Origin of the sequence: Arthrobacter bussei (genome assembly GCF_009377195.2) — a bacterium.
Classification (GTDB): domain Bacteria; phylum Actinomycetota; class Actinomycetes; order Actinomycetales; family Micrococcaceae; genus Arthrobacter_D; species Arthrobacter_D bussei.
The window spans coordinates 124218-138049 of the sequence record NZ_VJXX01000004.1 but is presented as its reverse complement, the minus strand read 5'-3'; the positions used below and the strand labels follow the sequence as shown (position 1 = coordinate 138049).

Annotated in this window: 13 protein-coding genes and 2 riboswitches; of the genes, 7 read left to right on the top strand and 6 right to left on the bottom strand. The window is 70.3% G+C overall.

What is annotated here, in order from left to right; all coding sequences use genetic code 11:
• Positions 1-2: 2 nt before the first annotated feature.
• The gene (locus FNH21_RS12680; RefSeq protein WP_152816249.1) at positions 3-419 is read right to left on the bottom strand and encodes a CoA-binding protein; all 417 of its coding nucleotides are present in this window, start codon (positions 417-419) and stop codon (positions 3-5) included.
• A gap of 269 nt (positions 420-688) precedes the next feature.
• Between FNH21_RS12680 and FNH21_RS12675 the strand changes: the two genes are divergently transcribed.
• The 4 genes from FNH21_RS12675 to acs all read left to right on the top strand — a co-directional run bounded on the left by FNH21_RS12675 (position 689) and on the right by acs (position 5463).
• Entirely contained in the window at positions 689-1513 is an 825-nt protein-coding gene (locus FNH21_RS12675; RefSeq protein ID WP_152816247.1) for an ABC transporter ATP-binding protein, read from the top strand.
• 94 nt (positions 1514-1607) lie between these two features.
• The gene (locus tag FNH21_RS12670; RefSeq protein WP_152816245.1) at positions 1608-2648 is read left to right on the top strand and encodes an aliphatic sulfonate ABC transporter substrate-binding protein; all 1041 of its coding nucleotides are present in this window, start codon (positions 1608-1610) and stop codon (positions 2646-2648) included.
• Complete coding sequence (locus tag FNH21_RS12665; protein ID WP_152816243.1) at positions 2645-3538, top strand: ABC transporter permease; 894 nt, start codon at positions 2645-2647, stop codon at positions 3536-3538. The genes FNH21_RS12670 and FNH21_RS12665 overlap by 4 nt, the downstream gene beginning before the upstream one ends.
• Positions 3529-5463 (top strand): acetate--CoA ligase, encoded by a 1935-nt coding sequence (acs, locus tag FNH21_RS12660; protein WP_191931943.1) that lies wholly within the window; start codon positions 3529-3531, stop codon positions 5461-5463. Before FNH21_RS12665 ends, acs begins: the two co-directional genes overlap by 10 nt.
• Positions 5464-5563: 100 nt before the next feature.
• On the opposite strand, the gene FNH21_RS12655 is transcribed toward acs, so the two are convergent.
• Both FNH21_RS12655 and FNH21_RS12650 read right to left on the bottom strand, forming a co-directional pair.
• Positions 5564-6454 carry a C40 family peptidase gene (locus FNH21_RS12655; RefSeq protein ID WP_152816241.1) on the bottom strand — a complete coding sequence of 297 codons (891 nt, stop codon included), beginning with the start codon at positions 6452-6454 and terminating at the stop codon, positions 5564-5566.
• A gap of 3 nt (positions 6455-6457) precedes the next feature.
• Positions 6458-6633: riboswitch (cyclic di-AMP (ydaO/yuaA leader) on the bottom strand.
• 135 nt (positions 6634-6768) lie between these two features.
• Complete coding sequence (locus FNH21_RS12650) at positions 6769-7044, bottom strand: hypothetical protein (RefSeq protein ID WP_152816239.1); 276 nt, start codon at positions 7042-7044, stop codon at positions 6769-6771.
• A 104-nt stretch (positions 7045-7148) separates the two neighbouring features.
• Positions 7149-7252: riboswitch (SAM riboswitch) on the top strand.
• Here FNH21_RS12650 and sfnG point away from each other — a divergent pair.
• From sfnG to FNH21_RS12635, 3 genes are all read left to right on the top strand, one after another.
• A complete protein-coding gene (sfnG, locus tag FNH21_RS12645) occupies positions 7246-8424 on the top strand; it encodes a dimethylsulfone monooxygenase SfnG (protein WP_152816237.1) in 1179 nt (392 codons plus the stop codon). (Overlaps the previous riboswitch by 7 nt.)
• On the top strand, positions 8424-9803 hold the full coding sequence (locus tag FNH21_RS12640) for an O-acetylhomoserine aminocarboxypropyltransferase/cysteine synthase family protein (RefSeq protein ID WP_152816235.1): 1380 nt from the start codon (positions 8424-8426) through the stop codon (positions 9801-9803). The genes sfnG and FNH21_RS12640 overlap by 1 nt, the downstream gene beginning before the upstream one ends.
• Complete coding sequence (locus tag FNH21_RS12635; protein ID WP_152816233.1) at positions 9800-10303, top strand: CoA-binding protein; 504 nt, start codon at positions 9800-9802, stop codon at positions 10301-10303. Before FNH21_RS12640 ends, FNH21_RS12635 begins: the two co-directional genes overlap by 4 nt.
• Here the strand turns inward: FNH21_RS12635 and FNH21_RS12630 are convergent.
• From FNH21_RS12630 to mmsB, 3 genes are all read right to left on the bottom strand, one after another.
• Positions 10300-11847, bottom strand: a complete 1548-nt coding sequence (locus tag FNH21_RS12630) for a hypothetical protein (protein WP_152816231.1) — start codon at positions 11845-11847, stop codon at positions 10300-10302. The genes FNH21_RS12635 and FNH21_RS12630 overlap by 4 nt on opposite strands.
• The gene (locus FNH21_RS12625) at positions 11844-12398 is read right to left on the bottom strand and encodes a sigma-70 family RNA polymerase sigma factor (RefSeq protein WP_191931942.1); all 555 of its coding nucleotides are present in this window, start codon (positions 12396-12398) and stop codon (positions 11844-11846) included. Before FNH21_RS12625 ends, FNH21_RS12630 begins: the two co-directional genes overlap by 4 nt.
• A gap of 198 nt (positions 12399-12596) precedes the next feature.
• Positions 12597-13832, bottom strand: coding sequence for a multiple monosaccharide ABC transporter permease (mmsB, locus tag FNH21_RS12620; protein ID WP_082471137.1), 1236 nt, complete (start codon positions 13830-13832; stop codon positions 12597-12599).

The following is a 13832-nucleotide window of genomic DNA, read 5'->3' as shown; positions in this document are numbered from 1 at the left end:
CGCTACAGCCCCAGGGCTGGGGCCTCCATGACGGGGCAGGTATCCATGACGACCTCGAGCCCGGCGTCCGCGGCCCGGCGGGCGGCGTCCTCGTCGATGACGCCCAGCTGCAGCCACACCGCACGCGCCCCCACGGCGATCGCCTGATCGACGACGGCGCCGACCCGGTTCGAGTTCACGAAGCAGTCGACGACGTCGATGCTTCCCGGGACGTCCGCGAGGCTCGTGTAGCCCTTCTGCCCGTGGACGTCGTCGCCCTTGAGGCTCACGGGGACCACCTCCATCCCGAGCCTGTCCATCAGGAACCTCGATACCCCGACGGCGGCCCTCCGCGGATTGTTCGAGAGCCCGACGACGGCCCACCGCCCGTGCTCGCCCAGGAGCCTGCCGATCACCGCTGGATCGTTCCGGTGTGCCATGTGCCTCTTTCCGATAGGTCGAGCCGGGGCGGGAATTGTTACAGCCTTTGTTACAGGCCCTATTTTGCTCCTGCCGTGCCGCGGGCGTTTCATGGGAGTGACCATCCCGAGCGGCCGAGAGACCTGGATCAGTGAAGCCGCAGCAACCCTGGTCGTCGTGCATCCCCCGGAGGCGCGGCGATAGCGAGGTCCGAGCCCTGGGAACCACCGCTCCGCGGTGGCGAAGGCCCGGTCCGTAGGGTGCTACCGCCAGGACCGATGGAGACACCATGACTGCAGTTCTGGCACCCGGCACCACCCGCACCACCTCCAAGCAGGCCCTCGGCGTGCACTTCTCCGGCCTCGGTCGGAGTTTCGGCGCCGCCGGCAGCCGCCGCGCGGTCCTGCGGGACGTGTCGGTGGAGGTGGAGCCGGGTGAGATCCTGGCCATCCTCGGCACGAGCGGCTGCGGCAAATCCACGCTCCTGCGGGCCGCCGCAGGACTCGACGTGCCGGACAGCGGCGAGGTCCTGATCGACGGCACGCCCGTCTCCGGGATCGACGAACGCTGCGCCGTGGCCTTCCAGGAACCGCGCCTGCTGCCCTGGCACACCCTCCAGGCGAACGTGGCCATCGGACTGCCCAAGTCCTCGAGTGCCAGCGCGGGCAAGGCGAAAGTCCTCGAACTGCTGAAGCTCGTGGGCCTCGACGCCTTCGCCAAGCACCGTCCGCGGGAGGTCTCCGGCGGCATGGCGCAGCGCACCTCCCTGGCGCGGGCCCTCGCCCGCAATCCCGGTGTCCTGCTGCTGGACGAACCGTTCGGGGCACTCGACGCCCTGACGCGCATCCGGATGCAGGACCTCCTCCTGGACATCCACAGCGCCCAGCCCACCACGGTGCTGCTCGTGACGCACGACGTCGACGAGGCCCTCCAGCTCGCGGACCGCATCCTGGTCCTCGGGCGCGACGACGACGGGCACGACGACGGACGCGAGGGCTCCACGATCACTGAGCTCGTGACCGTTCCGGGCGCCCGCCCACGTGACCGCAACTCCGCGGATCTCGGCGCGCTCCGCAGCTCGCTGCTCTCCCTGCTCGGCGTCACCGGGCACTAGCCCGCCCTCCGCCGCACTGCCCGCCGGGTTCCGCCGGGGACTTCCCGGGCGCCCTCCCTTCCTTTCCGCACCTCCCTTTCAATGAAGGACCACCATGAACCGCCGCGCCCTCCTGCCCACCCTCGCCCTCGCCTCCGCGCTCTCGCTCAGCCTGAGCGGGTGCCTCGCAGGTGAGAACGCCTCCGATACCGCCCCTGCCGCAGCGGACGGCGGCACGCAGGGCGGCACCCTGAACATCGACTTCGCCACGTACAACCCCCTGAGCCTCATCATCAAGGAGCAGGGCTGGCTCGAGGAGGAACTCGCCGACCAGGACATCACCGTCACCTGGGTGCAGTCCGCGGGCTCCAACAAGGCGAACGAGGCCCTGCGTGCCGGAGCGATCGACGTCGGCTCCACCGCGGGATCGGCCGCACTGCTCGCCCGGTCCAACGGGTCCCCCATCAAGGCCATCGACATCTACTCGCAGCCCGAGTGGTCCGCCCTGGTGACGCTGCCGGACTCGGGCATCACGAGCGTGGAGGACCTGCGCGGCAAGTCCATCGCCGCGACCAGGGGAACCGACCCCTATTTCTTCCTCCTGCAGGCGCTCGAGGCGGCGGGCGTGGACCAGTCCGAGGTCACCATCGAGAACCTGCAGCACGCGGACGGCCGCGCGGCACTCGCGAGCGGCGCCGTCGACGCCTGGGCCGGCCTCGATCCGATCATGGCCGCCGCGGAGCAGGACGGCGCACAACTGTTCTTCCGCGACATCGACTTCAACAGCTACGGGTTCCTCAACGCCACCGAGGACTTCCTCGCCGAGAAGCCCGACGTCGCCCAGACCGTGGTGAACGCCTACGAGAAGGCGCGGGAGTGGGCCAGGGAGAACCCCGAGGAGACGGCAGCCATCCTCGCGGAGGTCGCAGCCATCGACCCGGCGGTCGCGAACTCCGTCATCATCGAGCGCACCAACCTCGACGTCGACCCGGCCCCCGGTGACGCGCAGCGCGCCGTGCTCGAGAAGATCGGCCCCGTGTTCGTCGAGACAGGCGACGTCCAGTCACAGGAGCAGATCGACGAGGCCCTCGGGTCCCTCCTCGATCCCTCGCTCGTCGAGAAGGCCGATCCCGCCTCGATCGGCGCCGGCTCATGAGCTCCGAGGTGGGGCAGCGGGCCGTCCCGATCAGCCGGGCCGAATTGGCGGCGATCGGCTCTCCCGTCACCGCCGAGGACGCCGTCGGCCAGGGCGATGTCCCGGCCGGGTTCGGCAGGGGCGCCCGGAGCACCACGGGACGCCGCATCGGCATCATCCTCCTCGGTCTGATCGTCCCCGCCCTGCTGCTGCTCGGCTGGCACCTCAGCACGGCGTCCGGCTTCTTCAAGCCGTCGCAGCTGCCCTCCCCGACCTCGGTCCTCGCGGCCGCCGTCGACCTGGTGGACCGCGGCCAGCTCGCAACGCACATCCTCATCTCCACCCAGCGCGTCGTCCTCGGCTTCCTGATCGGGTCCGTGCTCGGCGTGGTGGCGGGCGCCGTCCTCGGCCTCTCCCGCGTCGCAGACATCTTGCTCACCCCGACGGTCGGCGCCCTGCGCGCCGTCCCGTCGCTGGCCTGGGTGCCGCTCCTGGTCCTGTGGATCGGCATCAACGAGGACTCGAAGGTCACCCTGATCACCATCGGTGCCTTCTTCCCCGTCTTCACGACGCTCTACCTCGGACTGCGCCACGTGGACCGGAACCTCGTCGAGGCGGCCCGGGCCTTCGGGGTCAACGGTCTGCGCCTGCTGACCACGGTGCAGCTCCCCGCCGTCGTGCCCGCCCTGTTCTCCGGCCTGCGACTGGCGCTCGCCCAGTCGTGGCTGTTCCTCGTCGCGGCGGAGCTCATCGCCTCGTCGATGGGGCTCGGGTTCCTGCTCGTCGACTCCCAGCAGAACGGGCGCGTGGACCGCATCCTCCTCGCCATCATCCTGCTGGCGATCATCGGCAAGACCACGGACGCCCTGCTCGGGATCGCCGAGCGCTGGGCGGTGCGCCGGTGGGCCTAGGAACGACGACGCACGCCGCGGCACCCCTGCAGGACGAGGCAACGCGCCTGGCCTTCTGGGAAGAGCAGGCGGCCCGGCTCGAATGGGCGGAGCCCTGGGACACCCTGCACTCCTTCGCGAAGGCAGAGCCCCGGGCGGACGGGACGCTGAGTGTCCCCGTCATCGAGTGGTTCGCCGGCGGCACCCTGAACGTCGCCGTCAACTGCGTGGACCGGCATGTCCGCGCCGGTCGCGGAGACCGCGTGGCCCTGCACTTCGAGGGCGAACCCGGTGACCGCCGGACGGTGACCTACGCGGACCTGCAGGACGAGGTGTGCCGCGCGGCGAACGCGCTGCTCGCCCTCGGGATCGGGAAGGGCGACCGCGTGGTCGTGTATCTCCCTGTCCTCGTCGAGACCGTCGTCATCACCCTCGCGTGCGCGCGGATCGGCGCGGTCCATTCGCTCGTTTTCGGCGGGTTCTCCGCCGAGGCGCTGCGCTTCCGCGTGGAGGACACCGGCGCCAGACTCCTCGTCACCACGGACGGCCAGTACCGCCGCGGAACGGCCGTGCCCGTCAAGGCGAACGCCGACGCGGCCGTGGCGGGCAGCAGCAGCATCGAGCACGTCCTCGTGATCCGGCGCACCGGCTCGGACGTCCCGTGGACGGACGGCCGCGACGTCTGGTGGCACGACGTCGTCGACGCCGCGCCCAGCGACCACGAGCCGGAGGCGTTCGACGCCGAGACGCCCCTGTTCATCATGTACACCTCGGGGACCACGGGCAGGCCGAAGGGTCTGGTCCACACCTCGGGCGGCTACCTGACGCAGGCGTCGTGGAGCTTCGAGCACCTGTTCAGCCACCCCGATCCGGCCCTGCGCGACGACGACGTGCACTGGTGCACCGCCGACCTCGCCTGGGTGACGGCGCACACCTACGAGATCTACGGCCCGCTCTCCAACGGTGCCACGCAGGTGATCTTCGAAGGCACACCCAACACACCCCACCCCGGCCGCCACTTCGAGATCATCGAACGCTACGGCGTGACGAGCTACTACACGGCGCCCACCCTGGTCCGTTCCCTCATGGGCTGGTTCCCCGACGGTGTCCCGTCCACCTGGGACCTCTCGAGCCTCCGCGTGCTCGGGACGGTCGGCGAGGCCGTGAACCCCGAAGCCTGGCGCTGGTTCCGCCGGAACCTCGGCCGCGATGAGCTCCCCGTCGTCGACACCTGGTGGCAGTCCGAGACCGGCGCCACGATCCTCTCCCCCAGCCCCACCGACACCTCGTTCAAGCCGGGCTGCGCAGCGCGGGCCCTGCCGGGGGTCTCCACGCGGATCGTCGACCGGCACGGCGTGGCGGTACCGGCGGGCGAGCAGGGCCTGATCGTCGTCGACCGCCACGGCCCCGCGATGGCCCGGACCGTCTGGGGCGATCCCCAGCGCTACCTCGATTCCTACTGGCGGATGTTCGCGGCCGAGGGCTGGTTCCTCGCCGGCGACGGCGCGCGGTACGACGACGACGGCGACACCTGGATCCTCGGGCGCGTGGACGACGTGATCAACGTGTCCGGTCACCGGCTGTCGACGATCGAGATCGAGTCGGCCCTCGTCGCCCACCCCCTCGTCGTCGAAGCGGGCGTGTGCCCGATCGCACACCCCGTGACGGGCCATGCCATCGCGGCGTTCGTGGTGCTGGCCGCCGGCACCGATTCGTCGACCGACGTCTCCGGGACGCTGCGGGCCCAGGTCGCCGAAGCGATCGGGCCGATCGCACGCCCCTCGGCCGTCGTGGTCGTCGAGGACGTGCCGAAGACGCGCTCCGGCAAGATCATGCGGCGCCTGCTCACGCAGCTCTTCGAGGGCACGGAGCTGGGGGACACGACATCCCTGCAGAACGAGGGGTGCATCCCCGGGATCCAGGACGTCCTCCGCCGCAGCGCCTGAGGCGCCTATCCGGCGGTACTGCACCGCGGGTCAACGACGAAGGAGACGGCAAGCGCCCCGTCCAAGCGCCTGCCGTCTCCCGTGCGTGGTCCGTCCGGTATTAGCCCACCCGGACGAAGGATGCTCCCGGAAGATCCGAGAGAGGGTGCTGCATGGTGGCGTTGATGCCGTTCATGCCGCTGCTGATGACCTGTCCGCCGCCGACGTACACGGCCACGTGGCCGCCCGTGATGACGAGGTCACCGGGAGCGGGGGTGGACACCTGGGCGCCGAACTGGAAGAACTGCGAGGGGCCGAGGTCCCCGACGGAGATACCTGCGGCGCGCAGGGCCTTCTCGACCAGCACGGTGCAGTCCTGCACGGCACCGGCCGCGAGCTGCGCCCGGGCGGAGCCGAGGATGGCGCCCGCGGCGTTGCCCGAGGGAGCGGTCTCGGCGGCGACCGGGGTGACCGCTGCCGAGGCCAGGTAGACACCCGATCCGGGGTCCGTGGACACGGCCGGAGCCGGAGCGACGGCGGCGGCCTGCTGGAAGGCAGGAGCCGCTGGTGCAGCGGCGACCGGAGCGGACACCGTCTGGGCCGGCGCCGCGACGGCAGCACCGGCGGCGGGGATGACGATCGTCTGGCCGGGGAAGATGACCGATGCGAGCGAGAGGCCGTTCGCGGTCAGGACCGTGGTGAGCTCGACGCCGTAGCGGGCCGAGATGGCACCCAGGGTGTCGCCGGCGGCGACGGTGTGGGCGGTGCCCGCGGCGGTTGCTGCGGCAGCGGGAGCCACGGCGGCGACCGGGGCCGTCGTGCCCTCGGCGGTGTAGGTGCCGGCGTGTGCGGTGCCGACGGCGCTGAGGGCGAGGCCCGACGTCACGGCGACGATGGCGACCGGGCGGCCCACGGCGGTGGCTCCGCTCTTCACGGCGCGGGACAGGCCCTGCAGCGCGAGGTTTCCGTCGACGTCCGCGCGGTGGCGTGCCGGTGAAGTGATTCGTGACATGGTTCTATACCTCTCCCATGCCTGCGGGGTGAGCTGTCGGGTTCGGATGGGAGTCACCCGGCCGCGGGCACCGCCGGTGGGCGGTGCGGTGCGACTTAACCCCGAGGACGCGTGCAGGGATCCTGCGCGTCCGGTGGAACTGATGGTTCCCCCGTCCCTGCCTTCGGTGTATGCGGACGTATCCCGATCGGCGGCAGGGCTCGGCAATCCGTGCGGGAGCGCCCCACGTGGACGGGAGCACCGAACGAGAGTACCCAGCGCTCCGAGCGTTTGTCACATTTCTGTAACGGGGCGTATCCTGCCCTGCCCGGCGGTCACCGATCGCCCTGCGGCGTCCGCTCCCGGCGCGATCCCGCGGAACGCCATCGACGGAAGGCGAGCACGGTCCCCGTTGCGCTGAGGATCAGCAGGCCGCACTGCTGCACGAAGAACCACACTCCGACGGATGTCCCGCCGGTACTCGATGCCGCCACGATGCTGCCGGCCAGGACGAGCGTGAGGACGGCACCGACCCAGCACAGGGTGTTCCACAGGAGGCGCTCCTGCTCGCGCGTCGCAGCCCTCCACTCCTCGGTTCCGCCGTGATCCATGCACCAACCCTAGGCGTACGGACCAGGACTCCGCCCTGACATCCGGCACCACGCAGAGCGACACATTGTTTGGATTGTCTGGCCCCCGGTGTCACACTCGTGCTTGACCATCCCGAGCGGCCGAGAGATCTGGCTCATTGACGCCGCAGCAACCCTGGCCCCCGTCCACCACGGGGACAGTAGGGTGCTACTGCCAGAACGATGGAGGAAGTCATGAGCGTCGCCGACCTGTCCACTCCCCTGAAGTTCGCCTACTGGGTCCCCAATGTCAGTGGAGGCCTGGTGGTCTCGACCATCGAGCAGCGCACCAGCTGGGACTTCGACTACAACCGCAAGCTCGCCCGGATCGCGGAGGACGCCGGCTTCGAGTACGCCCTCTCGCAGACGCGGTACGCCGCCTCCTACGGCGCGGACAAGCAGCACGAGGCCACGAGCTTCTCCCTCGCCCTCCTCGCAGCGACCGAGAGACTCAAGGTGATCGCCGCCGTCCACCCCGGGATGTGGCACCCCGGGGTGCTGGCCAAGTTCATCATCACGGCCGACCACATCTCGAACGGCCGCGCGGCCGTGAACATCGTCTCCGGCTGGCTGAAGGACGAGTTCGTGAACTTCGGCCTCGAGTGGCTCGAGCACGACGAGCGCTATGTCCGCACGGAGGAGTTCATCCGCGTGCTCAGGGGCCTCTGGACCGAACAGGGCTACAGCCAGTCGGGGAAGTACTACGACATCACCGACTTCACGCTGAGCCCTCCACCCGTCGACGTCCCCGGCCGCCCGCACCCGGAGGTCTTCTTCGGCGGCAACTCGACGGCGGCGCAGGCCACTGCCGGCCGTGTCGCCGACTGGTACTTCTCGAACGGGAAGGACCTCGACGGGTTCCGGGAGAACATCGCCGGGGTGCAGGCCTCGGCGACCGCCGCCGGGCGCCGTCCCCGGTACGGACTCAACGGCTTCGTCATCTCGCGCGACTCCGAGAAGGAGGCCCGTGACACGCTCCGTGAGATCGTGGCCAAGGCCCACCGTCCCGCCGTCGAGGGCTTCCGCGATGCCGTGCAGGAAGCGGGCGCCTCCACGAAGGACGGCAAGGGCATGTGGGCCGATTCCTCCTTCGAGGACCTCGTCCAGTACAACGACGGCTTCAGGACGCAACTGATCGGCACGCCGGAGCAGATCGCCGAGCGGATCGTCGAGTACAAGAAGATCGGCGTCAACCTCTTCCTGACCTGCTACCTGCACTTCCAGGAGGAGGTCGCCGCCTTCGGTACGGACATCCTCCCGATCGTGCGCGAGCTCGAGGCGGATGCGGCCCGCAGGGCCGGCGTCGACTTCGATCCGGACGAGACCCTCGCCGCAACCCATCCCAGCAAGGCAGGTGTCTGATGGCAGAACGTTCCTTCGGTTTCCGCACGCGTGCGCTGCACGCCGGCGGAACCCCCGACGCCACGCACGGCGCGCGGGCCGTGCCGATCTACCAGACCACGTCCTTCGTGTTCAAGGACACGAACGACGCCGCGAACCTCTTCGCGCTGCAGAAGTACGGCAACATCTACTCGCGCATCGGCAACCCCACCGTCGCGGCCTTCGAGGAGCGCATCGCCTCCCTCGAGGGCGGGATCGGCGCCGTGGCGACGGCGTCGGGCATGAGTGCCGAGTTCATCACCTTCGCGGCCCTGTGCCAGGCGGGCGACCACATCGTCGCCGCCTCCCAGCTGTACGGCGGGACGGTGACCCAGCTCGACGTCACGCTGCGCCGCTTCGGCATCGAGACCACCTTCGTTCCGGGGACCGACCCGGCGGACTACGCAGCGGCCATCCGCGAGAACACGAAGGCCGTCTACGCCGAGGTGATCGCGAACCCGTCGGGTGAGATCTCCGATCTCGCGGGACTCGCGCAGGTCGCACACGACGCCGGCATCCCCTTCATCGTCGACTCCACCCTCAGCACGCCGTACCTCGTGCGGCCCATCGAGCACGGCGCCGACATCGTCATCCACTCCGCCACCAAGTTCATCGGTGGCCACGGCACCACCCTCGGCGGCATGATCGTCGAGAGCGGCCGGTTCGACTGGGGCAACGGCAAGTTCCCCATGATGACCGAGCCGGTGCCCTCCTACGGCAACATCCAGTGGTGGGCCAACTTCGGTGAGTACGGGTTCCTCACCAAGCTCCGCACCGAGCAGCTCCGCGACATCGGCCCGTCGCTCTCGCCGTCGTCGGCCTTCCAGCTCCTGCAGGGCGTCGAGACGCTCGCCCAGCGCCTCGACGAGCACCTCGAGAACGCCCTCGCCGTGGCGCAGTGGCTCCAGGCCGATCCTCGCGTGGAGTACGTCAACTACGCAGGCCTGCCCACCCACCCGCACCACGAGCGCGCGAGGACGTACCTCCCGCAGGGGCCGGGGTCCGTGTTCAGCTTTGGTATCCGGGGCGGGCGCAAGGCAGGCCAGAAGTTCATCGAGTCGTTGCAGCTCGCCTCGCACCTCGCGAACGTCGGCGACTCCCGCACCCTCGTGATCCACCCGGGCTCGACGACGCACCAGCAGCTCTCCACCGAACAGCTGCTCGCGGCAGGCGTTCCCGAGGACCTCGTCCGCATCTCCGTGGGTCTGGAGGACCTGGAGGACATCCTGTGGGACATCGACCAGGCACTCGCCCTCGCGGTCGATGCCGCGGACGAGGCCTTCGACGACCTCCCGCAGGAAGCGGCAGGCGGGAACGACGACAACGCGTCGGCGACGCGCGCAGTGGGAGTGGGAGCATGAGCGGCACGGAAGCAGCACCGCGCACGTGGGAGGGGCCCTCGGCCCCCGAGCGGCTCGCGCTGCTCCGGAGCGCCCGGTCCGTCGCGATCGTCGGTGCGTCCGACAAGCCGTCCCGGGCCTCCTACTTCGTGGCGACCTACCTGCAGTCGTCCTCGCCGTACCGCCTGTACTTCGTCAATCCGGTGGCGAGCCGGATCCTCGGGCAGCCCGCCTACGCCTCGCTCAAGGATCTCCCCGAGGTGCCCGACGTGGTCGACGTGTTCCGGAAGCACGACGACCTGCCGACCGTCCTGGAGGAGACCCTCGACGTCGGAGCGAAGACGCTGTGGCTGCAGCTCGGCTCCTGGCACGAGGACGTGGCGCGTTCCGCGGAGGCGGCAGGCCTGGACGTCGTCATGGACCGGTGCATCAAGATCGAGCACGCGCGCTTCCACGGTGGACTGAACCTGGCGGGCTTCAACACCGGGGTCATCTCCTCGAAGCGGCAGATCACGTCCTAACCGGCCGGCGCTGCGGCGTTGTCCTCCGCCGGAGTGTCGCCTGCGTCGACCGGGGCTCCGTCGCCGTCGCCCGCGTCGCCGTCGGAGGTCGACACGGAACCGGACCCGGATGTCCCCGCGTCCGGCGCCATGATCGCTGCGTCCACTGATCCGTCGTCCTGCGCAGCCACAGGGCCGACCGGACCGGGAGCCGCGTCATCGACGGGTACCGCTCCACCCGTGTTCCCGGCCGGGGCGACCCCCGCTGAAGCACCGACCTGAGTGTCGGGCACGGCAGGCACGGCAGGCACGGCAGGCACGGGCCCGTCGACGGGAACGTCATGGAGTGTCCCGTCGCGCACCGGGGGCTCCTCCGGCGCGGTAACCGGGCCGACCGGCACCGGGGCGTCCGCGGTGAGGCTCCACCAGGTCCCGTCATCGACACCAGGGTCGGCGACGAGCGTGTACAGCCACTGATCCTCCTCCCGCAGCGGGGAGGACGGGACCAGCTCGTCCCATGGCTCGACGGGCGCCATCCGCAGGAAGCGGGCCTGCGGGCCGAGCGTCGGCGTGGTGTGCGGCGACACTGGAGCACCATCGGCATGGACCGGGTGCGTGGACCTGCGGAGCCCGGGATCGCCGAGGTGCCCGGCCTGGTCGCGGACAGCCTTCGTTCCGGCGTTCGTGTCCCGGGGCCCGGCCGGGACGTCGGGCATGGCCTTGCCCGTACCCGGCGTCGATCGCTCCTGCCGGGAACCGGGGACGCCCGGTGACAGGCCCGGCGCGCTGGTCGTGCCGGGGCCGGGTGCGGGCACGGGCGCCCGTGCGCCGGGTACGCCGTGCACGCTCTCCGTCGTCGGGCTGCCCGACAAGGTGGCGGTCGGCGCAGACGTGATCGGCATCGGGGCCGGAGCCACGACGGACCGCACGGCGGGAACCGACGCCGCGGCGGGAACAGCACCCGACGCCGAAGCGGGCACGCTCGTCGGAGCGCCGGCACCGCCGGAGGATGCACCGGGAGCCCTGTCACGTGGGGCGGGCGCTCCGCCGGACAGGGCGGCACCCGCTCCCGGCTCGGCCGCAGGACCACCGGGGGCCGGGTCCGCGGCAGGTGCCGGCAGTGGTGCGGCCGGACCCGTCAGGGACGCTCCGGGAGCCGGGCCGGACGGTGCCCTGCCGGCGCCGGCCTCGACCAGCGGAGCATGGCCGCGCTCGGCGCGGTCAGCGCTGTCCCGGATGGAGAAGCGGGTGATCGACTCGACGGCGTCACCGATCCCCTGGGGGAAGTGGAGCGTGCCCGCGGCGACGCCGGACATCCCGACTCCCATCGAGACGGCGAGTGCACCGCCGATGAAGGTGATGCGGCGCTTGTGGCGCCGGCCCTGCCCTGCCCGGCCGCCGTCGGCCATGAGCTGCGCCAGAGCCGCGGACGCATCGGGCGCGGGGCCGGTGGCGAGGTCCCGGACGATCCCGACGGCGCGGACGAGGGCCGGGTCCTCGGGGATGCCGGACTCCTGGAGGAGGTGCAGCACGGGGTCCGGCGACGGGGTGTCATGACCAGTCATAGCGCGTCCGATTCGTTGGGTTGTACGAGTTCCTTCAGCTTGAGCAGTCCCCGCCGCTGCAACTGCTTGACCGATCCCGCCGATCTCCCCAGGATCTCGGCCACCTGTTCGATCGGCAGTTCGGCGACGATGCGGAGCAGGAGCACATCGCGCTGCTCGTCGTTGAGCTGGGCGAGCATGCTTCCTGCACCTCCGAGGTCGAGCTGACCGAGGGCCACGGTCTCGGCGGAGTCCGTCAGCCGCGTGTCACCGTCCACCTCGTAGCCGACGACCACGGGCGTCCGGGCCCTCCTCCGCACCTCGTCCACGTACCGCGCGTGCGCGACGGAGAACGTGAAGGTCCGGAGTCCGGAGAGCCCCCCTGCCACCGTGTCGATCTTCGAGAAGACCGTGAGGAACACCTCCTGGGTCAGGGCTTCCGGATCCTCGGAGCCGCGCCCCGCGAAGTATCCCAGCACGGCCGGACCGAGCGCCTGGTAGAGGAGGGAGAAGGCCGCGGGTTCGCCTGCTTGAGCGCGGGTGAGCGCATCCTCAGGCAGCGGTGTGACCACGGTCTATTCCTTGTTCAGGCGGGGCGGCGACACCATCGTAACCGCTCTGCCCCACCCGCAGGCTTCGGCCTCGAAGGCCTGCGGCAAAGAAAAGGCCGCACCGAGGCCCGTTGGGGGATAAGCCTCGGTGCGGCGCTTACATACTGGTAATCGACGGACGGAACGGGAAGGTTACGCCCTCTCCCGGTTTTTTCCCGCCTACTTCAGGGCGCTGGACGCACGGCGCTTGTTGAAGACGTCGAAGCCGACGGCGAGCAGGAGCACCATGCCCTTGATGAACTGCTGGTAGTCGATGCCGACGCCCAGCAGGGACATGCCGTTGTTGAGCACGCCCATGATGAGGCCGCCGGTGATGGCTCCGATGACTGTTCCCACCCCGCCCGTCACGGCCGCCCCGCCGATGAACGCCGCCGCGATGGCGTCGAGCTCGAAGAGGTTTCCCGCACCCGGGCCAGCGGAGTTGAGCCGGCCGGTGAAGATCAGTCCCGCCAGTGCCGCGAGCACGCCCATGTTGACGAAGAGCATGAAGTCGATGCGCTTGGTGTTGACGCCGGAGAGCTGGGCCGCCTGGAGATTGCCACCGCGGGCGTAGACGTGGCGACCGAACACGCTGTTGCTCATCACGAGGCTGTAGGCGACGATCAGGATCCCGAGCACCACCAGCACGATCGGCGTCCCGCTGCGGGAACCGGCCAGCAGGTAGGTCAGGCCCAGGATGAGGACGGCGATGAACGCCAGCTTGGTGAAGAACCACGCCGCGGGCTCGTCCTCGAGCGCGAGGCGGGCGCGCGTGGCCCGCCCCCGGAGCTGGCTGACCACGAGCAGGACGACGGCGATCACGCCGAGGCCCACCGTGGTCCAGTCGAGGATGTTGGTCTCCGCCGGGAAGAGGCCGGGGAACAGGAAGCCCCCACCGAGCTGGCGGTACTCCTCGGGGAAGCCGGTGATGCGCTGGTTCTCCAGGACGATCTGCGTGAGACCGCGGAAGACGAGCATGCCCGCGAGGGTCACGATGAAGGCCGGGATGCCGACGTAGGCCACCCAGAAACCCTGCCAGGCGCCGACGAGACCGCCGATGACGAGGGAGACGATGAAGGCCAGCCACCAGGGGAAGGACCAGTCCTGCACCATGATCCCGGACATGGCACCGACGAAGGCGGCCACCGATCCGACGGACAGGTCGATGTGCCCGGCGACGATGATCATGACCATGCCGATGGCCAGGAGCAGGATGTAGCTGTTCTGGACGATGATGTTCGAGACGTTGTCCGGCATCAGCAGCGCGCCGCCGGTCAGCACCTGGAACAGTGCGACGATGACGATGAGGGCGACGAAGATGCCGATCTGCCGCAGCCGGCTCGTGAGGAAGGCCAGCCCGTGCTTCACGGGAGGCGGCGGCGCGGTCACCGCGGGGTCCTTGACGGTGGTAGCCAT

Coding starts and splice junctions, on each gene's coding strand:
- FNH21_RS12680 (WP_152816249.1), bottom strand. CDS start 419: ATGGCACACCGGAACGATCCAGCGGTGATCGGCAGGCTCCTGGGCGAG.
- FNH21_RS12670 (WP_152816245.1), top strand. CDS start 1,608: ATGAACCGCCGCGCCCTCCTGCCCACCCTCGCCCTCGCCTCCGCGCTC.
- sfnG (WP_152816237.1), top strand. CDS start 7,246: ATGGAGGAAGTCATGAGCGTCGCCGACCTGTCCACTCCCCTGAAGTTC.
- FNH21_RS12640 (WP_152816235.1), top strand. CDS start 8,424: ATGGCAGAACGTTCCTTCGGTTTCCGCACGCGTGCGCTGCACGCCGGC.
- FNH21_RS12655 (WP_152816241.1), bottom strand. CDS start 6,454: ATGTCACGAATCACTTCACCGGCACGCCACCGCGCGGACGTCGACGGA.
- FNH21_RS12630 (WP_152816231.1), bottom strand. CDS start 11,847: ATGACTGGTCATGACACCCCGTCGCCGGACCCCGTGCTGCACCTCCTC.
- FNH21_RS12650 (WP_152816239.1), bottom strand. CDS start 7,044: ATGGATCACGGCGGAACCGAGGAGTGGAGGGCTGCGACGCGCGAGCAG.
- FNH21_RS12635 (WP_152816233.1), top strand. CDS start 9,800: ATGAGCGGCACGGAAGCAGCACCGCGCACGTGGGAGGGGCCCTCGGCC.
- mmsB (WP_082471137.1), bottom strand. CDS start 13,832: ATGGCTACCACCGTCAAGGACCCCGCGGTGACCGCGCCGCCGCCTCCC.
- FNH21_RS12675 (WP_152816247.1), top strand. CDS start 689: ATGACTGCAGTTCTGGCACCCGGCACCACCCGCACCACCTCCAAGCAG.
- FNH21_RS12665 (WP_152816243.1), top strand. CDS start 2,645: ATGAGCTCCGAGGTGGGGCAGCGGGCCGTCCCGATCAGCCGGGCCGAA.